19 protein-coding genes, 1 tRNA gene and 1 pseudogene are annotated in these 20,056 nt (G+C 64.4%); 9 read left to right on the top strand and 12 right to left on the bottom strand.

Going from position 1 to position 20,056, the window contains the following annotated elements; all coding sequences use genetic code 11:
• Positions 1-7: 7 nt before the first annotated feature.
• Positions 8-1,261, top strand: a complete 1,254-nt coding sequence (locus tag B6S01_RS09710; protein ID WP_094182638.1) for a dicarboxylate/amino acid:cation symporter — start codon at positions 8-10, stop codon at positions 1,259-1,261.
• A gap of 30 nt (positions 1,262-1,291) precedes the next feature.
• On the opposite strand, the gene B6S01_RS09705 is transcribed toward B6S01_RS09710, so the two are convergent.
• The 7 genes and pseudogenes from B6S01_RS09705 to B6S01_RS09675 all read right to left on the bottom strand — a co-directional run bounded on the left by B6S01_RS09705 (position 1,292) and on the right by B6S01_RS09675 (position 8,075).
• The gene (locus B6S01_RS09705; RefSeq protein WP_037462901.1) at positions 1,292-1,861 is read right to left on the bottom strand and encodes an NADPH-dependent FMN reductase; all 570 of its coding nucleotides are present in this window, start codon (positions 1,859-1,861) and stop codon (positions 1,292-1,294) included.
• A 163-nt stretch (positions 1,862-2,024) separates the two neighbouring features.
• Positions 2,025-2,207, bottom strand: coding sequence for a hypothetical protein (locus B6S01_RS09700; protein WP_037462902.1), 183 nt, complete (start codon positions 2,205-2,207; stop codon positions 2,025-2,027).
• 5 nt (positions 2,208-2,212) lie between these two features.
• On the bottom strand, positions 2,213-3,502 hold the full coding sequence (locus B6S01_RS09695) for an adenylosuccinate synthase (RefSeq protein WP_037462903.1): 1,290 nt from the start codon (positions 3,500-3,502) through the stop codon (positions 2,213-2,215).
• A gap of 131 nt (positions 3,503-3,633) precedes the next feature.
• Positions 3,634-4,763, bottom strand: a pseudogene (locus B6S01_RS09690) (ATP phosphoribosyltransferase regulatory subunit).
• Complete coding sequence (locus tag B6S01_RS09685; protein WP_094182611.1) at positions 4,763-5,152, bottom strand: endonuclease domain-containing protein; 390 nt, start codon at positions 5,150-5,152, stop codon at positions 4,763-4,765. The pseudogene B6S01_RS09690 and the gene B6S01_RS09685 overlap by 1 nt, the downstream one beginning before the upstream one ends.
• Before the next feature lie 56 nt (positions 5,153-5,208).
• Complete coding sequence (gene serA, locus B6S01_RS09680) at positions 5,209-6,789, bottom strand: phosphoglycerate dehydrogenase (protein WP_037462906.1); 1,581 nt, start codon at positions 6,787-6,789, stop codon at positions 5,209-5,211.
• A 122-nt stretch (positions 6,790-6,911) separates the two neighbouring features.
• Positions 6,912-8,075 carry a phosphoserine transaminase gene (locus B6S01_RS09675; protein ID WP_037462908.1) on the bottom strand — a complete coding sequence of 388 codons (1,164 nt, stop codon included), beginning with the start codon at positions 8,073-8,075 and terminating at the stop codon, positions 6,912-6,914.
• 160 nt (positions 8,076-8,235) lie between these two features.
• On the opposite strand from B6S01_RS09675, the gene B6S01_RS09670 reads away from it, so the two are divergent.
• The 6 genes from B6S01_RS09670 (at position 8,236) to B6S01_RS09645 (ending at position 13,782) form a co-directional block, all read left to right on the top strand.
• Positions 8,236-8,931 (top strand): extensin family protein, encoded by a 696-nt coding sequence (locus B6S01_RS09670; RefSeq protein WP_037462909.1) that lies wholly within the window; start codon positions 8,236-8,238, stop codon positions 8,929-8,931.
• Positions 8,932-8,973: 42 nt separating this feature from the next.
• On the top strand, positions 8,974-9,852 hold the full coding sequence (locus B6S01_RS09665) for an LOG family protein (RefSeq protein WP_037462910.1): 879 nt from the start codon (positions 8,974-8,976) through the stop codon (positions 9,850-9,852).
• A 171-nt stretch (positions 9,853-10,023) separates the two neighbouring features.
• Positions 10,024-10,695 carry a pyrimidine 5'-nucleotidase gene (locus B6S01_RS09660; protein WP_037462913.1) on the top strand — a complete coding sequence of 224 codons (672 nt, stop codon included), beginning with the start codon at positions 10,024-10,026 and terminating at the stop codon, positions 10,693-10,695.
• Positions 10,692-11,531: a 2,3,4,5-tetrahydropyridine-2,6-dicarboxylate N-succinyltransferase gene (gene dapD, locus B6S01_RS09655; protein WP_037462915.1), complete on the top strand. Its 840-nt coding sequence runs from the start codon at positions 10,692-10,694 to the stop codon at positions 11,529-11,531. Before B6S01_RS09660 ends, dapD begins: the two co-directional genes overlap by 4 nt.
• Before the next feature lie 108 nt (positions 11,532-11,639).
• Entirely contained in the window at positions 11,640-13,496 is a 1,857-nt protein-coding gene (locus B6S01_RS09650; protein ID WP_037462917.1) for an ABCB family ABC transporter ATP-binding protein/permease, read from the top strand.
• 7 nt (positions 13,497-13,503) lie between these two features.
• Positions 13,504-13,782 (top strand): hypothetical protein, encoded by a 279-nt coding sequence (locus tag B6S01_RS09645; RefSeq protein WP_037462919.1) that lies wholly within the window; start codon positions 13,504-13,506, stop codon positions 13,780-13,782.
• Positions 13,783-13,822: 40 nt separating this feature from the next.
• Here the strand turns inward: B6S01_RS09645 and B6S01_RS09640 are convergent, their stop codons facing one another.
• The 3 genes from B6S01_RS09640 to B6S01_RS09630 all read right to left on the bottom strand — a co-directional run bounded on the left by B6S01_RS09640 (position 13,823) and on the right by B6S01_RS09630 (position 16,958).
• Complete coding sequence (locus B6S01_RS09640) at positions 13,823-14,308, bottom strand: hypothetical protein (protein WP_231567923.1); 486 nt, start codon at positions 14,306-14,308, stop codon at positions 13,823-13,825.
• A gap of 90 nt (positions 14,309-14,398) precedes the next feature.
• Positions 14,399-14,797, bottom strand: a complete 399-nt coding sequence (locus B6S01_RS09635; protein WP_037462921.1) for an acyl-CoA thioesterase — start codon at positions 14,795-14,797, stop codon at positions 14,399-14,401.
• A gap of 100 nt (positions 14,798-14,897) precedes the next feature.
• On the bottom strand, positions 14,898-16,958 hold the full coding sequence (locus B6S01_RS09630) for a S9 family peptidase (RefSeq protein WP_037462923.1): 2,061 nt from the start codon (positions 16,956-16,958) through the stop codon (positions 14,898-14,900).
• 107 nt (positions 16,959-17,065) lie between these two features.
• On the opposite strand from B6S01_RS09630, the gene B6S01_RS09625 reads away from it, so the two are divergent.
• Positions 17,066-18,847, top strand: coding sequence for an aminopeptidase P family protein (locus B6S01_RS09625; RefSeq protein WP_037462990.1), 1,782 nt, complete (start codon positions 17,066-17,068; stop codon positions 18,845-18,847).
• A gap of 7 nt (positions 18,848-18,854) precedes the next feature.
• Here B6S01_RS09625 and B6S01_RS21340 read toward each other — a convergent pair whose 3' ends face one another.
• Positions 18,855-18,992: a hypothetical protein gene (locus B6S01_RS21340; protein WP_169802862.1), complete on the bottom strand. Its 138-nt coding sequence runs from the start codon at positions 18,990-18,992 to the stop codon at positions 18,855-18,857.
• A gap of 112 nt (positions 18,993-19,104) precedes the next feature.
• On the opposite strand from B6S01_RS21340, the gene B6S01_RS09615 reads away from it, so the two are divergent.
• A tRNA-Thr gene (locus B6S01_RS09615) sits at positions 19,105-19,179 on the top strand.
• A gap of 47 nt (positions 19,180-19,226) precedes the next feature.
• On the opposite strand, the gene B6S01_RS09610 is transcribed toward B6S01_RS09615, so the two are convergent.
• Positions 19,227-19,937, bottom strand: a complete 711-nt coding sequence (locus tag B6S01_RS09610; protein ID WP_231567924.1) for a Crp/Fnr family transcriptional regulator — start codon at positions 19,935-19,937, stop codon at positions 19,227-19,229.
• Positions 19,938-20,056 lie beyond the last annotated feature (119 nt).

The following is a 20,056-nucleotide window of genomic DNA, read 5'->3' as shown; positions in this document are numbered from 1 at the left end:
ATGGCAGATGCTGGCCGGTTTTCTCGTTGGGCTGATCCTGGGCCTTGTCGTCCATGCGGGCGCGCGGGATGCGGCGTGGGTCGATTTCGCCACTACCTATGTAACCGAGCCGGTGGGTCAGATTTTCCTGCGGCTGCTGTTCATGCTGGTGATCCCGCTGCTCGTTTCGGCGCTGATCGTCGGCATTGCCGAGATGGGCGAGATCCGGTCGCTGCAAAGGGTTGGCCTGAAAACGCTGGCCTATACCTTGATCGTGTCGAGCATCGCGGTGGCCATCAGCATCACGCTGGTCAACTGGCTGCGCCCCGGCGAGGGCGTGGACCCGGCGCAGGCGCGCGCGATGCTCGACCAGGCGGGCGACGGCGCGCGCGCGATCCTGGCGCGCGGCGGCGAGACGCCCAAGGGCGTGGACGCGCTGCTGGCGATGGTGCCGGACAACATCGTCCGGGCGATGGCGAATAATGACATTCTGGCCGTCATGGTCTTTGCGCTGTTCTTCGGCATCGGCATGGTGCTGGTCCCCACCGAACGGACGCGCGTGCTGCTGACGGCTGTCGAAGGGCTGTTCGAGGTGACCATGCGGCTGATGGGGCTGGTCATCCGCATCGCCCCGATCGCCATCGCCTGCTTCATGTTCAACCTGGCCGCGCAGTTCGGGTGGGAATTGCTGGAGCGGCTGTCGGCCTATGCCGGCGTGGTGCTGCTGGCGCTGGGGCTGCAGATGTTCGGCGTCTATTCGCTGCTGCTCGCCCTGATCGCGCGGCGATCGCCGCTGCGTTTCTTCGCCAGCGCACAGGAAGCGATAGTCATGGCCTTCGCCACGGCGTCGTCAAACGCCACGCTGCCAACCGCGATCATGGTGGCCGAAGAACGATTGCACCTGCCCCGTCGCATTTCGCGATTCGTGCTGACCATCGGGGCCACCGCCAATCAGAACGGAACGGCGATGTTCGAGGGCATAACCGTCCTCTTCCTCGCGCAGTTTTTCGGCATAGAGCTGGATTGGGCGCAGCAGATCACGGTCATGCTGGTGTGCATATTGGGTGGTGTGGGCACGGCGGGGGTTCCGGCGGGGTCGCTGCCGGTGGTCGCGATGATCCTGGGGATGGTCGGCGTGCCGCCCGAAGGCATTGGACTGGTGCTGGGGGTCGATCGCTTCCTGGACATGTGCCGCACGACGCTGAACGTCACCGGCGACCTGGTGGCTGCGACCGTGATTTCGGCGGGAGAGGAGGAGGAGCAGGAGGAGGCCGTCGCCTGAGGCCCCCTGCCCCTTCGCATGCGGCGGGGATCAGCGCGCCGCCTTGGCCGCTTCCGCCCACCAGATGAGGTTTTTGGCAAAACCCGCAAAGCCCCGATCGAGCGCCGCGCCACCATCACCCTGCGGCCTGCCCTGTTCGTCCAGCGTCTGGCCGATCTGGCCGACGCTCAGCCGCTCTGGAACGACGGTCATGCCCATGGCGGAAAGCGTCACCGTCCAGCTGGCTTGGCTGTTCACCCCGGCATAGCGGCCCGCCGAATAGCTGGCGATGGCGGCAGGGCGGCGGTCGAACTCCTTGAGATAATGATCGACCAGATTTTTAAGGCCCGGCTGCACCCCGCGATTATATTCGCCCGCGACAAAGACGAAGGCGTCCGCGGCGGTCAGGCGTTCGGCCAGCGCGGCCATAGCGGCGGGCGCTTCTCCGGGCGAATAGTCGCTGTAACGCTGGTCGAGCATGGGCAGATCGACCGCCATCGCATCGACCAGTTCGGCCTTGTGACCAAGATTCTTGAGGCCAGTGACGAGATAGTCCGCAAGGCGGATGCCCATGCGGCCCCGGCGATAGGAGCCGTAGAGGATGAGTATGTCGAGGGACATGGCAGGCTCCCTTGCTGTTCAAAGGATTGTCGCATCGGGAAGGGCAGGCGTCCAGCCCCCGCTAGTCGGTCATGCCAGCGGACGCTGGCATCTCAGGTCAAAGGGCACAGCTTCGGGCATGAGATGCCAGCTTGCGCTGGCATGACGCATGGGGGATGAGGCTCTAGCGCAGCTTGGCGATGGAAAGCCCGTCCTGCTTGGCGCGGGTTTTCACCGATTCCTCGCTGCGGGTCAGCGCCTTGGCGATCGCTTTCAGCGCCATGCCCTTCTTGGCGAGCGTATGCAGCTTCTGGATCTCGTCCTGAGTCCAGGGTTGCTTGTGACGCTCAAAGCGGTCGCCGGCCATCGCGATCAATCCGCGAAGGGATCGCGCACGAGGATGGTGTCCTCGCGCTCGGGGCTGGTGGAGACGAGCGTAACCGGGCAGCCGATCAGTTCCTCGATGCGGCGAATATATTTGATCGCCTGTGCCGGCAGGTCGGCCCAGCTGCGCGCGCCCGCCGTGGTGTCCTGCCAGCCCTCGATGTCTTCGTAGACGGGCACGGCCTTAGCCTGGTCCTGGGCGTGGGCGGGGAGATAGTCGAAGCTCTGGTCGCCGATCTTGTATCCGACGCAGATTTTCAGCGTGTCGAAGCCGTCGAGAACGTCGAGCTTGGTGAGCGCAATGCCGGTGACCCCGGAAACCGCGACCGACTGGCGCACCAGCACGGCGTCGAACCAGCCGCAGCGGCGCTTGCGGCCAGTCACGGTGCCAAATTCATGGCCGCGTTCGCCAAGGCGCTGGCCGACGTCATTTTCCTGCTCGGTCGGGAAGGGACCGGAGCCGACGCGCGTGGTGTAGGCCTTGACGATGGCGAGGACGAAGCCTGCGCCACTGGGTCCGAGGCCGGTGCCGCTCGCCGCCGTGCCCGCGACCGTGTTGGACGAGGTGACGAAGGGATAGGTGCCGTGGTCGATGTCGAGCAGCGTGCCCTGCGCACCTTCGAACAGGATGCGTTTACCCTCCGACTTCGCCTTGTTGAGCGTGAGCCAGACGGGCTTGACGAAGGGCAGAATGAAGCTGGCGATGTCGCGCAGTTCCGCCATCAGGGCGTCGCGGTCGATCGGGGCTTCGTTGAAGCCCGCGCGCAGGGCGTCGTGATGTGCGGTCAGGCGGTCAAGCTGCGGGCCGAGATCGTCGAGATGGGCGAGGTCGCAGACGCGGATGGCGCGGCGGCCAACCTTGTCCTCATAAGCCGGGCCAATGCCACGGCGGGTGGTGCCGATCTTGCCCGCGCCCGATGCGTCCTCGCGCAAGCCGTCGAGGTCGCGGTGGAAGGGGAGGATGAGGGGGCAGGTTTCTGCGATCTGGAGATTGTCGGGATTGATCTCGACCCCCTGCCCCTTGAGCTTGGCGACTTCATCGCGGAAGTGCCAGGGGTCGAGGACGACGCCATTGCCGATGACCGACAGCGTGCCGCGCACGATGCCCGAGGGAAGCAGCGAGAGCTTGTAGACCTTTTCGCCCACGACCAGCGTGTGCCCGGCATTATGGCCACCCTGGAAGCGAGCGACGACGTCGGCGCGTTCCGACAGCCAGTCGACGATCTTGCCCTTGCCTTCGTCGCCCCACTGAGCGCCGATCACGGTAACATTTGCCACAGATACAGTCCTCCGCCCGCCGCGCGGACCGGCCATGCCCTTCGACGGGACTCGGCATGCCGGTGGGATCAATGGGCGCATTCGCCCGATGCGGGGCGCGCGTTAGCCGCACGCCCCCCTATGCGTCAAGTCTAGTAGGCGCGTGGGCTGTCGCCGTCCAGCCAATGCGTGCAGCGCAGCGCCTCGCCATTTTCCTGCGGCGTGAGCGCGGCGACGGTGTGCCAGCCTTCCCCGCGAAGTTGCGCGGCGCGACTTTCGTCATGGTGAAGCGGCAGGAACAGGCGGCGAGGGCTTTCCATGCCGAAGCCCGCGTCGATCAGCGGGTCGGGATAGAGGGAAAAGCCCATGGCGGGTTCATCCGAACCATCCGCGCGGGTGATGGCGTAGCTGCCCCCCGGCCGATTTCACCGATGAAGCCATCCGCGAAGATCGAGAAGCCGAACCAGTTCTGATATTCAAAACCGTGCCGCTCGGTGGGATCGAGCGTCAGCGTGATGTCCCAGCCGATCGGCTTGGCGATGGCGCGCAGGCCTGCGATTCGGCTGTCGATCGCGCCGCCCAGTTGGGCGTTCAGCGCTTCCAGCTTTTCCATGGCGGGGTGGAAGGGGCCGGTCGCCTCCATCAGCGGGAGATAGGCCGCGGCGGCGGGGCTGATCGCGGCAAGCGCGCCGGCATCCTTGCCATCCAGTTCGGCGCGGACGGCCTCAATCTCGGATAGCGCCAAGGGAAGCGGCCCTGCGGCGAGACTGTCGATCAGGTCGGGGAGCGTGAAGTCGATGGTCAGGCCGGTGACGCCAGCAGCCTGCAGCGCCTCTATCGCGACATTGACGATTTCGACGGCGGCCGCGGTGCTGTCGCTGCCGATCAGTTCAGCGCCGACCTGCAGACGCTCCCGCTCGGGGCGCAGCTGGTTCGCGCGCAGGCGGATAACCGGGCCTGCATAGGACAGGCGCAGCGGACGCGGGGCGCTGGCAAGGCGGGTGGCGGCTATGCGGCCCACCTGCGCCGTCACGTCGGGGCGGAGCGCAAGGCTGCGCTGCGAGACCGGATCGACGGCGCGGACGAGATCCTGCGCGCGCATGGATTTGAGGCGGCCGACCAGCGTGTCCTCAAATTCCGCGAGCGGCGGCATGACGCGCTCATAGCCGTGCGCCGCGACCGTATCGAGCACGCGGCGCGCCAGACGCGCGGAGGCTTCGGCCTGCGGCGGCAGGCGGTCGGATAGCCCTTCGGGAAGGAGGCCGGGGGGGATCATGGTCATCAGTCCTGCTCCCTCCCCCCTAGGGGGGAGGGCTGGGGAGAGGGGGAATGGCGCAACGCCTGCGCTATCACACTCAAGATGCCCTCAATATTTCCCATCACATCGGGGTTGCCGAAACGAAGCACGCGATATCCTAGCGATTCCAGAAACTCTGTACGTCGCGCGTCATAGCGATCTTTGGCGGAATGTGTATCCCCGTCGATCTCTATGATGAGTTTCGCGGCCTTGGAGGCGAAATCCACGATATAAGGCGCGATGATCGACTGACGGGTGAATTGCTGGTTTTCGAAGCGATTGGCTCGGAGGGCGAGCCAGAGTTTTTGTTCGGCGGGGGTGGGATTGGCGCGCATTGATCGCGCGCGTTCCTTGAGCTTTGGATCAAGGCGCACGATTGCTTCCCCCTCTCCCAAACCCTCCCCCCAGTGGGGGGAGGGCTTTTAGGGCCTTACGCGAACTTCAGAAGCTTCACCGTCTTGACGCCCGCAAGGTTGCAGATCGCTTTCAGCACATCGTCATTCACGGCGCCATCGACCGAGAGCAGCAGGACGGCTTCGCCGCCCTGGTTGCGGCGGCCGAGGTGGAAGGTGCCGATGTTGACATTCGCTTCGCCCAGCGTCGAGCCGAGGCGGCCGATGAAGCCGGGCGCGTCCTGATTGACGATGTAGAGCATATGCCCTTCGAGGTCGGCTTCGACCTTGATGCCGAACAGTTCGACCAGACGCGGGCTGCCATGGCCGAACAGCGTGCCGGCCACCGACTTGTCGCCGCTCTCGGTCTTTACCGTGACGCGGACGAGCGTCTGATAGTCGCCTTCGCGGTCGTGACGCACTTCGCGCACGTCAAGGCCGCGTTCCTTCGCCAGGAAGGGCGCGTTGACCATGTTCACCGTGTCCGAATAGACGCGCATCAGGCCAGCGAGCACCGCAGCGGTGATCGGCTTCTGGTTGAGTTCGGCGGCATGGCCTTCGACCTCTACCGAGACGCCCTGCACATGGTCGCCTTCAAGCTGACCCACCAGGCTGCCCAATTCCTCGGCCAGCGCCATGTAGGGCTTGAGCTTGGGCGCTTCCTCCGCCGACAGCGACGGCACGTTCAGCGCATTGGTGATGCCGCCGTCGAGCAGATAGTCGCTGAGCTGTTCGGCGACCTGAAGCGCGACGTTCACCTGCGCTTCGTCGGTCGATGCGCCCAGATGCGGGGTGCAGATGAAGCCCGGCGTACCGAACAGCGGCGATTCCTTGGCCGGTTCCTGCACGAACACGTCGAGCGCCGCGCCAGCGACATGGCCCGAATCCATCGCTTCCTTGAGAGCGGCTTCATCGACCAGACCGCCACGCGCGCAGTTTATGATGCGCACGCCCTTTTTGGTCTTGGCGAGGTTTTCCTTGCTCAGGATGTTGCGGGTCTGGTCGGTCAGCGGCGTGTGCAGCGTGATGAAGTCCGCCTTTGCCAGCAGCGTGTCCAGGTCAGCCTTTTCCACGCCCATTTCGACAGCGCGTTCAGGGGTGAGGAAGGGATCGAAGGCGACGACCTTCATCTTCAGGCCGAGCGCGCGGCTGGCGACGATCGAGCCGATATTGCCCGCGCCGATCAGGCCCAGCGTCTTGCCGGTGACTTCCACGCCCATGAAGCCGTTCTTGGGCCACAGGCCCTGCTGGGTCTGGGCGTTGGCTTCGGGCAGCTGGCGGGCGAGCGCGAACATCAGCGCGATGGCATGTTCGGCGGTGGTGATGGAGTTGCCGAACGGAGTGTTCATAACGACCACGCCCTTGGCCGAAGCGGCGGGAATGTCGACATTGTCGACGCCGATGCCAGCGCGGCCAATGACCTTCAAATTGGTCGCGGCGTCCAGGATTTCCTTGGTCACCTTGGTCGCGCTGCGGATGGCGAGGCCGTCATATTGGCCGATGATCGCCTTTAGCTCTTCCGGGGTCTTGCCGGTGATTTCGTCGACTTCCACGCCACGATCACGGAAGATCGCTGCAGCGCGGGGGTCCATTTTGTCGGAAATAAGTACCTTGGGCATGGATTTTGTCCTGATTTTGCCGTCACCCCGGGCTTGACCCGGGGTCCCGCTCTCTCAGCGGGCAGACGAAAGAAGAAGCGGGACCCCGGCTCGAGGCCGGGGTGACGTGAATGGGGTAAGGGTCAGCCAGCCTTGGCGGTGGCGTAGGCCCAGTCGAGCCAGGGACCGAGCGCCTGGATATCGGCGGTGTCCACGGTTGCGCCGCACCAGATGCGCAGGCCAGCCGGGGCGTCGCGATAACCAGCGACGTCAAAGGCAGCGCCTTCCTTTTCCAGCAGGGCCGCGAAGCTCTTGATAAAGGCTTCATCCGCGCCCTCGACCGTCAGGCAGACGCTGGTGGTCGAGCGAGTCGCCGGATCGGCGGCGAGATGGCCGAGCCAGTCGCGTTCCTGAACCAGCTTGTCGAGCGCCGCCGCGTTGGCGTTGCTGCGAGCGATAAGGCCCTGAGCGCCGCCGACCGACTTGCCCCATTCGAGCGCGAAGATCGCGTCCTCGACCGCCAGCATGGAGGGGGTGTTGATCGTTTCGCCCTTGAACACGCCCTCGGCGAGCTTGCCCTTCGACACGAGGCGGAACACCTTGGGCAGCGGCCAGGCGGGGGTGTAGGTTTCGAGCCGTTCGACGGCGCGCGGGCCGAGGATCAGCACGCCATGACCGCCCTCTCCGCCCAGCACCTTCTGCCAAGAGAAGGTGGCGACGTCGATCTTGGCCCAATCGATCGGATAAGCGAACACCGCGCTGGTGGCGTCGGCGAAGGTCAGCCCTTCGCGGTCCGCCGGAATCCAGTCCGCATTGGGCACGCGCACGCCCGACGTGGTGCCGTTCCAGGTGAACAGCACGTCGGTCGAAAAATCGACGGTGGAAAGGTCGGGCAACTGGCCATAGTCGGCGCGAATGACGGTGGGATCGAGCTTCAGCTGCTTGGCGGCGTCCGTCACCCAGCCTTCGCCGAAGCTTTCCCAGGCCAGCGTCGTCACCGGGCGGGCGCCCAGCATAGTCCACATCGCCATTTCAAAAGCGCCGGTGTCGGAACCGGGCACGATGCCGATGCGATGGGTGTCGGGCAGGTTCAGCAGCTCGCGCATCAGGTCGATGCAGTAAGCGAGGCGGTTCTTGCCGATTTTCGAACGGTGCGAGCGGCCCAGCGAATCGCAAGCGAGCGCAGCGGCGCTCCAGCCCGGAGGCTTGGCGCAGGGACCGGAAGAAAAGAAGGGGCGGGCCGGCTTGGTAGCGGGCTTGGCCGCGATGGGCGCAAGAGTGGCGTCGGCGGCAGTAACTTCAGTCATGTAATGCTTCTCCTTGCAGAGAGCACGCGCGGCGTTGGGACCGCGTGGCCCGGCGGTCGCTCTAAAGATCGCTCGACCAGAGTCAAGCCGAATGTCTGGATGCGACGAACCGTTGCCCCCGTTAACCCAAAAAGCGGCGAGCCGTGGTAAATGGCTGATCATGAAAGAGCGGGCTTGGGGAAAAGTGGCGGTGCGCGGTTTGGGGCGGGCGGGTTTGCTGGCGCTGAGTTTCGCGCTGGCGTCCTGTGGCGGCGATCTGGTGCCGCGCGGGCGGGTGGAGCGCCCGTCCAAGCCGATCAAAAACAAGGGTTCCTTTGCGCAGCCGTCCATGGAATTGCGGCAATGCCTGGTGAAGCTGCAATCGCAATCCGTCCTCTTCACCCCCCTGCCCGATCAGAATTTCGGCGGCGGATGCAGCGCGAGAGGCAGCGTCAAGCTGCTCGACATCGGCGTGCCCGCGACCAATTTGGGGGCGATGACATGCAATCTGGCGGCCAACTTCGCGGCATGGACGCGATATGGCGTACAGCCTGCGGCGCGGCTGATCCTGGGCGCGGAGATCGAGAAGATCGAGACGTTCGGCACCTATAATTGCCGCCCGATCGCGGGCAGCGGCAAGCTGTCCGAACATGCGCTCAGCAATGCGGTGGACGTATCCGCATTCGTCCTGTCGGACGGGCGGCGGATCACGATCGAGCAGGGGTGGAATGGCGACCGCCAGACCCGGCAGTTCCTGGAGATCGTTCGGGCCAGCGCGTGCAAGCGGTTCCGAACCGTCCTGAGCCCTGACTATAATGCCGCGCATCGCGACCATTTTCATTTCGACATGGGCGGGTCTGGCGGTTTTTGCCGCTAGGCGCCCTTGGGTTTTGACGCGTCCCGCCCTAAGTTGGCTGTAATGACAAGAAAAGAAATCGAAGAACGCAAATTCCGCCCCGCCCGGCAGGAAGCCGACGACGCCCGCAGGGCGGTCGACACCCCGCAGACGAGCAGCACGGCTTACCGCCTCGCCTTTCAGGACACAGAGTTCCTGCTGCGCGAGGATCTGCGGCCCGTGCGGTTCCAGCTGGAGTTGCTGAAACCCCAGCTGCTGATGGACGAGGCGCGGATCGATTCCACCTTCGTCTTTTACGGATCGGCGCGCATTCCAGAGCCCGAGCAGGCGCAGGCGCGGATCGACGCCGCCACCACGCCCGAGCAGCGGCGGGTCGCCGAAAATCTGGCGAAAAAGGCGCGCTATTATGAAGAGGCGCGCAAGCTGGCCCGGATCGCGGCGCAATATCCGGTAAACGAAGCGGGATGCCGCCATTTCGTCGTCTGCTCCGGCGGCGGGCCATCGATCATGGAAGCGGCCAATCGCGGCGCGGCGGATGTGGGCGCGCAGACCATCGGCATGAACATCGTGCTGCCGCATGAACAGGCGCCCAACCGCTTCGTGACGCCGGAATTGAGCTTTCAGTTCCACTATTTCGCGCTGCGCAAGATGCACTTCCTGTTGCGCGCGCGCGCATTGGCGGTGTTTCCGGGCGGGTTCGGCACGTTCGACGAGATGTTCGAGCTGCTGACGCTGATCCAGACGGGCAAGATGAAGCCCATTCCGGTTCTGCTGTTCGGGCGGGAATTCTGGAACCGGGTAGTGGATTTCAAGGCGCTTGCCGATGAGGGCGTGATTTCGCCTTCGGACCTGAACCTGCTGACCTGGGTCGAGACGGCCGAGGAAGCCTGGGCGGCGGTGCAGGCCTTTTATGAGGATATCGAGACGCCTGGATGTAGCTGAACGTAGCGGTGCAGCCTCTTTATGAATCTCTGCGTCCTCTGCGCCTCTGCGCGAACAATTTTTGCGCGCAGAGGCGCAGAGGACGCAGAGAAGGAGATTTAGATCGCTTCGCGGTAGAGTCTTGGCAGGCATTCCCTTGCCCTACTCGTCGCACGCTATTAGGGCGCGGCCATGCGCGCAGAGCTTGCCCATGTCGATTGCTGGATCTTCGATCTGGACAATACGCTGTACCCGGCGAAGGCGGACCTGTTCGCCCTGATCGACGTCAAGATGGGGGAGTTCGTCCAGGCCCTGCTGGGCTGCGACCCGCATGTCGCGCGAGAGACGCAGAAACGCTATTTCATGGAGCATGGGACGACGCTGTCCGGGCTGATGCGCCATCATGACATCGAGCCGCGCGAATTCCTCGACTATGTCCATGATATCTCGATGGACCGGCTGGAGGTCGATGAGGCGCTCAATGCCCATATCGCCGCGCTGCCGGGGCGGCGGCTGATCTTCACCAATGGCGATGCGGCTTATGCGGGGCGCGTGCTGGACAAGCTGGGCCTTGCGGGCGCGTTCGAGCTGATCCACGACATCCATGCCTGCCAATATGTGCCCAAGCCCGATCCGTCAGGCTATGCGGAGCTGTGCCGCGTGCATGGCGTCGATCCAACGCGCGCCGCCTTTTTCGAGGATATGGCGCGCAACCTGAAGCCCGCCAAGGCGATCGGCATGTCCACCATCTGGGTGAACAACGGGTCAGAAGCGGGCAATCACGAGCATCACCCAGATTTTATCGATTTCGAAACCGACCATCTGACGCCATTCCTGGCCGACATCATTGGGGAAAAGCCATGAGCCAAGATCTGATCGCCACCATCGACGCCGCCTGGGAAGACCGGGCCAATGTGAGCGTGTCCACCCAGGGCGAAGTGCGCCAGGCCGTGGACAAGGCGCTGGCCATGCTGGACAAGGGCGAACTGCGCGTTGCGGAACCCGCAAGCGGCGGCTGGCAGGTCAATCAGTGGGCGAAAAAGGCGGTGCTGCTGTCGTTTCGCCTCAATGACAATGTCATGATCGACAATGGACCGGGCGCGGGCCATTGGTGGGACAAGGTGCCGAGCAAGTTCGCCGGCTGGGACGAAGCGGCTTTCCGCGCCGCCGGTTTCCGTGCGGTGCCGGGCAGCTTCGCCCGCGCCGGGTCGCACATTGCGAAGAACGTCATCCTGATGCCCAGCTTCGTCAACATCGGCGCTTTCGTCGATGAAGGCACGATGGTCGATACCTGGGTGACGGTGGGCAGTTGCGCGCAGATCGGCAAGAATGTTCACCTGTCGGGCGGCGTCGGTATTGGCGGCGTGCTGGAACCGTTGCAGGCCGATCCCGTCATCATCGAGGACGATTGTTTCATCGGCGCGCGGTCCGAAGTGGTCGAGGGCGTGCGCATCGGCAAGGGATCGGTGCTGTCGATGGGCGTGTTCATCGGCCAGTCGACCAAGATCGTCGATCGCGCCACTGGCGAGGTCTTCATGGGCGAAGTGCCGCCCTATTCGGTGGTCGTGCCCGGCAGCCTGCCCGGCAAGCCGCTGCCCGACGGCACGCCGGGACCGAGCCTCTATTGCGCGGTGATCGTGAAGCGCGTGGACGCACAGACGCGGTCCAAGACCGGGATCAACGAACTGCTGCGCGACTGATCCGGATTGGCCTGTGGGGGCGCGCTTGCTGCTCTCGCCCCCACGCCTTCCCTCTCCCTTGAAAGGGAGGGGCTTATAAGATCGGCGGCATTCGCCTACATAGCGCGCATGCCGCCATCCACCCCCGACGACACACCCCTTCCGCCTGTCTGGGCGACTTTAAGGCGGTTTCTGCCCTATCTGTGGCCTGCTGACGCCCCCGCGCTGCGGCGGCGCGTGGCTATCGCCATGATCCTGGTGGTGATGGCCAAGGTCATCAGCCTGGCCATGCCGTTCGCCTATAAGGGCGCGATTGATCGCATGACGCCGGGGCTGGAGCCTGCCGCCGGCCTCGCCATCGCGCTGGTCGTCGCCTATGCGGGCGCGCGTTTTGGCAGCGTGCTGTTCGACAATCTGCGCAACGCCGTGTTCGAACGGGTCGGGCAGGAAGCCGGGCGGCGATTGTCGGACGACGTGTTCGTCCATCTGCACCGGCTGTCGCTGCGCTTTCACCTCGACCGGCGGACCGGGGCTGTCACCAAGATCGTGGAGCGCGGGACCAAGAGCATCGACACGATGCTGTATTTCCTGCTGTTCAACATCGCGCCAACGGTGCTGGAACTGGCGGCGGTGTGCGTCATCTTTTTCGTGAAGTTCGGGGCGGAGCTGGTTGCGGCGACGCTGGCGATGGTCGCCCTGTATATCTGGTTCACGCGCACCATCACCGAATGGCGCAATCAGTTGCGGCGCGACATGGTGGACATGGACACCAATGCCGTCGCCCACGCCGTCGACAGCCTGCTGAATTTCGAGACGGTCAAATATTTCGGCGCGGAGGAGCGCGAGGCCGCGCGCTATGGCAATGCGATGCGCCGCTATGCCGAAGCGGCGGTGAAATCGGAAAACAGCCTGGCCTGGCTGAATGTCGGCCAGTCGCTGATCACGAACCTGATGATGGCCGGGGCCATGGGCTATACCGTGTGGGGTTGGAGCCGGGGCATCTTCACCACCGGCGACGTAGTGCTGGTGAATACCCTGCTGGCCCAGCTGTTTCGCCCGCTCGACCTGCTGGGCATGGTCTATCGCACGATCCGGCAGGGCGTCATCGACATGGAGGCGATGTACAAGCTGATCGATACGCCGGCCGAGATCAGCGATGTGCCCGACGCGCCCATGCTCCAGCCGCGTGGCGGCGAGGTGCGTTTCGAGCATGTGCGCTTTGGCTACGACCCCGACCGCGAGATTCTGCATGATGTGAGCTTCACGGTGCCAGCCGGCAAGACGCTGGCGATTGTGGGGCCGTCGGGCGCGGGCAAGTCCACCATCGCGCGAACGCTGTTCCGATTCTACGACATTCAGGCGGGGCGCATCCTGATCGACGGGCAGGACATTGCGCGCGTGACCCAGGCGTCGCTGCGCGCCGCCATCGGGATCGTGCCGCAGGACATGGTGCTGTTCAACGACACGGTCGGCTATAATATCGGCTATGGACGGGCAGACGCCAGCCAGGCCGAAATCGAGCAGGCCGCGCGCGCCGCGTCCATCCATGATTTCATCATGCGCCTGCCGCAGGGCTATGACACGCGGGTAGGCGAGCGCGGGTTGAAGCTGTCAGGCGGCGAGAAGCAGCGCGTGGCGATCGCCCGGACACTATTGAAAGATCCGCCGGTACTGGTGCTGGACGAGGCGACGAGCGCGCTCGACAGCCGGACAGAGACCGAGATCCAGACCGTGCTGCGCGACATATCGCGCAAGAGGACGACGCTGGTCGTCGCGCACCGCCTGTCTACCGTGGTGGATGCTGACGAGATCATCGTGCTGGATCAGGGCAGGATCGTGGAGCGCGGACGCCATTCGGACCTGGTTCAGGCGGACGGCCTATATGCCGTCATGTGGACGCGCCAGGCATCGGAGCGAACCGAGGGCGGCGCCGATCCTGACATTCTGGACTATGATGGGGCTGAACCCGCGACGTCCGTGCATTGAAGGACAGATGATGGACAGCATGGGCAGGCGAATCTGGCGGGTGGCGCCATGGATAATGATCGCGCTGATCCTGCTGACCCCGCTTGTCGCGATGCGATTCACGGACGAGGTGCGCTGGACCGGATTCGACTTTGCGGTGGCGGCCGGGCTGCTGGGCGGCGCGGTCGGCGGGTATCAACTGGCGGCGCGCTTCATTCAGGACCGGCGATGGCGCGTTCTGCTGGGCGGCGGTTTGCTGCTGTTCGTCATGATCGTCTGGGCGCAAGGCGCGGTCGGCATCTTCTGACCGGGAGGCGGCTCCTGCAAAGGGGAGCCGCCCCTTTATGTCAGCGACTGGTGACGGTGGTGGTCGTCGTCTTTTCGACGACCGAGGCGCGGGCGGCGCGCGCATCGGCTGCGGCAGAAGCAGCGGCGCGGGCAGCCGCGTCAGCGCGCAGGTTGGCGGCGGCGGCGTCCTGCTGCGCGGCGGCGGCGGTCGATGCCTGAACCTGCGCGTCGGTTTGCGCGTTCGCCTGGCTCTGGCCGATGGCGGTGTCGGCAAAGCCCTGCGCTTCGACGGCGGCGGTGATGGCGTCCTGTTCCTTGCCGCTCTTGAGCTTTTCCTGCGCGAGACGGAGCGAGGCCTGAGCCTGGGCGAGAACGGCCGGATCGACCTGCCCGGTCGTCAGCTTGGTTGCGGCGTCGATCTTGCCCTGCGCTTGTGCGATGGCCTTGAGCGCGCGTTCTTCGTCACCTGCGAACGCCGGACCGCTGGCGATGAACAGCGCGGAAGCGGCGGCGATGACGCTCATGGAAAAGCCAAATTTACGCATATGCTCTCCTGTCATTGTTGAGAGCGGGGTAACGTGCCTTCAACGGCCAGGTTCCGCATGCGTAGTGGCCGGAGGGAAGCCAACTATCTGTCAGTCGGCCAGAAATGGCGCGGCGACATCCGGGGGCACGCGCAGGATGCGGCCCGTTTCCTTGTCGATGATAGCCCAGGTGGATTTGGCCGCGACCTTCACCTTTCCATCGGGGCCGATAAATTCCATGTGCCGGTCGAAACGCGCGCCACGCGGACCTTGCGGAATCCAGCTGCGCGCGGTAACGGTTTCGCCCTGCTTCACATTGCCGCGATAGTCGATTTCATGCCGGGTCACGACCCAGATATAGGCATCGAGATGTTCCGGCGCTGCGTCACGCGTCCAATGTTCGGTCGCGACCTGCTCCATCCACTGCACCCAGACCGCGTTGTTCACATGGCCCAATATGTCGATATGCTCGGGGCCTGCGGTGATGTGCGTGGTGTAGGTGGAGGACATTACTCGTTTCCGTTTGGGCTGAGCTTGTCGAAGCACTTCCCCTGTATCGGCAAAGCGCGCTTCGACAGGCTCAGGGCGAGCGTGGGAGAGTGAGACATGCTCACTCCGCCACGCCCATCTGCCAGAGGATGAAGGCAAATTCCTCCGCGGTTTCCTGCAGGCTTTCAAAGCGGCCCGACTTGCCGCCATGGCCCGCGCCCATATTGGTCTTGAGCAGCAGGATGTTGTCGTCGGTCTTGGCCGAACGCAGCTTAGCCACCCATTTGGCCGGTTCCCAATAGGTGACGCGCGGATCGTTAAGGCCAGCCGTCACCAGCAGCGGCGGATAGGATTGCGCCTTCACATTGCAGTAGGGATCGTAGGACAGGATCGTCTCGAACGCCGCCTTGTCCTCTATCGGATTGCCCCATTCGGGCCATTCGCCCGGCGTCAGCGGCAGCGTTTCGTCCAGCATGGTGTTCAGCACATCGACGAAGGGCACATGCGCCACTACCGCGCCCCACAGGTCGGGATCGCTGTTAATGACGGCCCCCATCAGCTCGCCGCCCGCCGATCCGCCGGAAATGCTGATCCGGCCTTTCGATGTGTAGCCGCGCTCGATCAGGCCCTTCGCCACATCGACGAAATCGTTGAACGTGTTGCTGCGCTTGTCGAGCTTGCCGTCCAGATACCATTGCTGGCCAAGATCATCGCCGCCGCGAATATGGGCGAGGGCGAAGGCGAAGCCACGATCCAGCAAGGACAGGCGGCCAGTCGAAAAGCCCGGCTCCATCGCGATGCCGTAAGCGCCATAGCCATAGAGGTGCAGTGGCGCGCTGCCGTCGCGGGGCAAATCCTTCGGGTAGACGATCGACACCGGGATCGGCGTGCCGTCGCGCGCGGGCACCATCAGCCGTTCGGTCGCGTAACGGGTCGCGTCATAGCCCGAAGGGATTTCCTGAACCTTGAGCACTTCCATCTCGCCGGTCGCCAGATCATAGTCATAGATGGTGTCGGGCGTGACCATCGATTCATAGCCGATGCGCAGTTTCGTCACATCATATTCGGGATTGTCGTCGAGCGATGCGGAATAGCTGGCCTCCGGGAAGGACAGGCGCTTGGCCGAATGCGTCGCGTAATCGCGCAACTCGATCTGGTCGAGGCCGTCCTGCCGCCCTTCGGTGACGTAGAAGCCCTTGAACAGGGTGAAATCGGTCAGGTAGAAATGCGCGTCCGGCGCGATCACTTCCTCCCATTGCGCCGGCGCCGCCAGCGATGCCTTTACCAACCGGAAATTGGGGTGGATGTCGTTGGTGCGGATATAGAGCGTGCCTTCATGCTCATCGACATCATATTCGCGGCCGGGCTTGCGCGCGGAAATCAGCAAAGGCTCGGCCAGCGGATTGTCGGCGGGCAGCAGCCAGCTTTCGGTCGTCACATGATCGCCGGTCGCGATCACGATCCATTTTTCCGATGAGGTGAGGCCCACCGATACGCGAAAGCCGTCATCATCCTCGTGGAACAGCTCGACATCGCTGTCGACCGGCTGCCCAAGCCAGTGCAGCCGCGCATTGTCGGTGCGCCACTGGTCGTTGGCGACGCCATAGAGCAGCCCCTTGCTGTCGCTGGTCCACACCAGCGACGACAGGGTGTCGGGGATGACCTCCGGCAGGATTTCGCCGGTGAACAGATCCTTGATCCGCGCCTCGAACCGTTCCGACCCGTCATTGTCGATGGCGTAGGCGAGATAGCGGCCATCGGGGCTTACCGACAAAGCGCCGAGGCGGAAATAGTCATGTCCCTCGGCCAGCGACGGCTCATCGAGGATCAGTTGATCGTCCCCGCCAGCCACGGGACGGCGATACCATTTGCGATATTGCGCGCCGGTTTCGAAGGCGCGCCAGTAGACATAGTCGCCATCCTTCTGCGGGACGGAGCTGTCGTCTTCCTTGATGCGGCCCTTCATTTCCGCGAACAGGCCGTCGGTCAGCGCCTTGTGCGGCTGCATCGCGCTTTCGAAAAAGGCGTTCTCCGCCTCCAGATAGGCCAGGACATCCTTGTCCTTGACCTCAGGATAGCCAGGATCGCGCAGCCACGCCCATGGATCGTCCACCGTAATGCCGTGGCGAGTGAAGCTGTGCGGACGGCGGGCGGCGGAGGGAGGCGTGTTGTTTGCGGTCATTCAAAGTCCAGATTCTCGATCGGGTGATGTGCTGGCATAAGCGCATTTGCCTGCTTATGTTGGCGGTGAAGCGCCTTGCGCAAGGGCTGTGTATCAAGGGAATTGCGATGTCCACCTATCAAGACCGTCTGAACGCCCTGCGCGCCCAACTGGTGCGCGTGCAATTGGATGGGTTCGTCGTGCCGCTGACCGACGAGCATATGAGCGAATATGTCGGCGCCTATGCCCAGCGCCTCGCCTGGCTGACGGGGTTTCAGGGGTCGGCGGGCAGCGCGGTGGTGCTGCCGGAGGAAGCGGCGATCTTTGTCGATGGGCGCTACACGTTGCAGGTGCGCGAGCAGGTGGATGGCGCGCATTGGCGGTATGAAAGCGTGCCGCAGACATCGGTTGCGGCCTGGCTTGGCGCCCATGCGCCCGAAGGTGGGCGGATCGGCTATGATCCGTGGCTGCACACCCGCGCATGGGTGAAGGCGGCTGGCGAAGCGCTGACGGAACGCGGGGCGCGGCTGGTGGCGGTGGATAGCAATCCCGTCGATGCGGTCTGGCCGGACCGGCCCGCGCCCAGCGACGCGCGGCTGGTAGTGCATGAGGAACGCCATGCCGGGCAGAGCGCGGCGGAAAAACGGCAGGCGATGGCCGACTGGCTGACGGTGCGGAAGGCCGATGCGGTAGTGCTGTCCGCACTGGATTCCATTGCCTGGACATTCAACATCCGGGGCAAGGATGTTGCGCGCACGCCGGTCGCGCTGGCCTATGCCATCGTACATGCCGACGCGACGGCGGACCTGTATGTTGCGCCGGAAAAGATCGACGAAACGGTCGTGCAGCATCTGGGCAATGCCGTCCGCGTGCATCCACGGGTCGATTTTGCCGAAGCGTTGAAGGGCTTTACGGGAAAGACGGTGGCGGCGGACCCGGAGCGGGCAGTGGCGGCGATCTTCGAAGCGTTGGAGGCGGGCGGCGCAAAAGTGCTGCCGCTGCGCGATCCCGCCGTCCTGCCCAAGGCGATCAAGAACCCCGTCGAAATCGCGGGGCACAAGGCGGCGCAGGCGCGCGATGGGGCCGCCCTGTCCCGCTTCCTGCATTGGATCGCAGTCGAAGCGCCTGCGGGCGGTATCGATGAACTGACCGCCGCTGCCCGGCTGGAGGCGTTCCGCAGAGATACCGGGCTGCTGGAGGATCTGTCGTTCGACACGATCAGCGGCGCAGGCCCCAATGGCGCGGTGGTGCATTACCGGGTCGAGGAAAAGACCAACCGGCGGATCGAGCCGGGTTCCTTCTATCTGGTCGATTCGGGCGGCCAGTATCGCGATGGCACGACGGACGTCACCCGCACCATCGCCATCGGGACGCCGACCGAGGAGATGAAGCGCCGCTTCAGCCTGGTGCTGAAAGGGAATATCGCGCTGGCCCGGACGCAATTTCCGGCGGGCACGCGAGGGAGCCAGCTTGATGTGCTGGCGCGCCAGTTCCTGTGGGCCGAGGGGCTGGATTACGCCCATGGCACCGGTCATGGCGTCGGCAGTTTCCTGTCGGTGCATGAAGGGCCGCAGCGTATCGCGACCTTTGGCGGCGGCGACGAACCGCTGCAACCCGGCATGATCCTGTCCAACGAGCCGGGCTATTACAAGACCGGCGAATATGGCATCCGCATCGAAAATCTGGTGCTGGTCGAACCGCGCGAGGTGCCGGGGGCCGAGCGGGAGATGCTGGGCTTCGAGACGCTGACCTTTGCGCCGATCGACCGCAACGCTATCGCGGTTGGCCTGCTCACCGGCGATGAACGGGCGTGGATCGACGCCTATCATGCGAAGGTGGTGGAGATAGTGGGGTCGCAACTGGAGGGCGATGCGCTGGCATGGCTGACGGCGGCCTGCGCGCCCCTGTGAATATGGTCTAATCGTCCTGCCTGGGCTTTGGATCCGCAGGCGCGGGGTCGTTCACGCTCTCACGCGCCTGCGCCTTTCGGCGGCGCAGATTGTCGCGCAGCGCCTGCGCCAGCCGTGCCTTGCGATCATCCTGCCCGCTTGTCATGCCCGCGCCATAGCCAAATTGCGCCGCCCGCCGCAACCCGCCTTGACAAGCCGGACGCGCGCGGCCATAGGCCCGGCTCCGCAAGCCGAAAGGCCCTGCGGATGGTGAAAGTGCTGCCGTAGCTCAGTGGTAGAGCGCATCCTTGGTAAGGCTGAGGTCGCGAGTTCAATCCTCGCCGGCAGCACCATTTCCCCTCCCCCCTTCCCGATCAACAGATGAAGGCGGGCCGCCGCGTCAGTCGAGCGGTTTGGGTAGCCAGCTGAGGTCCTGCGCCAGCGTTCTTGCAGGAACGCCGCTGAGCTTGCGCAAGGCGGCCATGTCGAGCAGTTCGATGCCGTGGCCTTCACGCAGGATCAGCTTCCTGTCCTCCAACGCACGAAATACCCGGTTCACATGGACCGCGGTCAGGCCGATGATGTCGCCAATCTGTTCCTGCGTCAGCGGATGATCGAACCGCGCGCCGACGTCAGGCGTGATGAGTTTCAGCCGATCGTGGAGATGCACGAGAAAGGCGGCCAGGCGGCATTCCGCCGAGGTCCGCCCGATCGAACAGAGCCGGTCCATCAGGATCACCCGTTCCTGCTGGGCGCTAAGAAACAGCAGCGCGGCCAGATGCGGAGCGCGCGTAAACAGGCCGCCAAGCGCTGAAAGGCCTATCGTCCGCAGCCTCGTCGGGGTCAGCGCGGTCAGCGTCTCCGCCGCGCGATCCAGCGCGATGCTGGGCGCGCCGAGTATGTCTCCGGGCAGGTGGACCTTCAATATCTGGCGGCTGCCATCGGCAAGCGTGATGCTGCTCAACACCCATCCTTCGACCAGCATGTAGACCGATTGAGGGCGGTCTCCTTCACGCCGGATCGTGCGATGGCGCGCCACGGACTGCACCGGCCCTGCCAGACTGGCAAGAATCGCCAGCTCCGCCGGGCTGGGCGAACGAAATTCGGTCAATCTTGCTCGCGGGAGAGCCTGCGAAAGGGGTTCGTCGGAAAATACGCGCACACAGCCTCAGGACGGATAGTCGCCGCCGCTGTAGCAAATGGCGCATGCGCCCTCTTTAAAGTGGAGCA

The organism is Sphingobium herbicidovorans (assembly GCF_002080435.1).
GTDB classification, from domain to species: domain Bacteria; phylum Pseudomonadota; class Alphaproteobacteria; order Sphingomonadales; family Sphingomonadaceae; genus Sphingobium; species Sphingobium herbicidovorans.
Note: the sequence above shows the minus strand (reverse complement) of the source record. Positions and strands in the feature narration are given on the sequence as shown.

Excerpts from the sequence above, each read along its gene's own strand:
- B6S01_RS09710 (WP_094182638.1), top strand. The coding sequence starts at position 8 with ATGCTGGCCGGTTTTCTCGTTGGGCTGATCCTGGGCCTTGTCGTCCAT.
- B6S01_RS09705 (WP_037462901.1), bottom strand. The coding sequence starts at position 1,861 with ATGTCCCTCGACATACTCATCCTCTACGGCTCCTATCGCCGGGGCCGC.
- B6S01_RS09700 (WP_037462902.1), bottom strand. The coding sequence starts at position 2,207 with ATGGCCGGCGACCGCTTTGAGCGTCACAAGCAACCCTGGACTCAGGAC.
- serA (WP_037462906.1), bottom strand. The coding sequence starts at position 6,789 with ATGCCCAAGGTACTTATTTCCGACAAAATGGACCCCCGCGCTGCAGCG.
- B6S01_RS09675 (WP_037462908.1), bottom strand. The coding sequence starts at position 8,075 with ATGACTGAAGTTACTGCCGCCGACGCCACTCTTGCGCCCATCGCGGCC.
- B6S01_RS09670 (WP_037462909.1), top strand. The coding sequence starts at position 8,236 with ATGAAAGAGCGGGCTTGGGGAAAAGTGGCGGTGCGCGGTTTGGGGCGG.
- B6S01_RS09665 (WP_037462910.1), top strand. The coding sequence starts at position 8,974 with ATGACAAGAAAAGAAATCGAAGAACGCAAATTCCGCCCCGCCCGGCAG.
- B6S01_RS09660 (WP_037462913.1), top strand. The coding sequence starts at position 10,024 with ATGCGCGCAGAGCTTGCCCATGTCGATTGCTGGATCTTCGATCTGGAC.
- dapD (WP_037462915.1), top strand. The coding sequence starts at position 10,692 with ATGAGCCAAGATCTGATCGCCACCATCGACGCCGCCTGGGAAGACCGG.
- B6S01_RS09650 (WP_037462917.1), top strand. The coding sequence starts at position 11,640 with ATGCCGCCATCCACCCCCGACGACACACCCCTTCCGCCTGTCTGGGCG.
- B6S01_RS09645 (WP_037462919.1), top strand. The coding sequence starts at position 13,504 with ATGATGGACAGCATGGGCAGGCGAATCTGGCGGGTGGCGCCATGGATA.
- B6S01_RS09640 (WP_231567923.1), bottom strand. The coding sequence starts at position 14,308 with ATGCGTAAATTTGGCTTTTCCATGAGCGTCATCGCCGCCGCTTCCGCG.
- B6S01_RS09635 (WP_037462921.1), bottom strand. The coding sequence starts at position 14,797 with ATGTCCTCCACCTACACCACGCACATCACCGCAGGCCCCGAGCATATC.
- B6S01_RS09630 (WP_037462923.1), bottom strand. The coding sequence starts at position 16,958 with ATGACCGCAAACAACACGCCTCCCTCCGCCGCCCGCCGTCCGCACAGC.
- B6S01_RS09625 (WP_037462990.1), top strand. The coding sequence starts at position 17,066 with ATGTCCACCTATCAAGACCGTCTGAACGCCCTGCGCGCCCAACTGGTG.
- B6S01_RS21340 (WP_169802862.1), bottom strand. The coding sequence starts at position 18,992 with ATGACAAGCGGGCAGGATGATCGCAAGGCACGGCTGGCGCAGGCGCTG.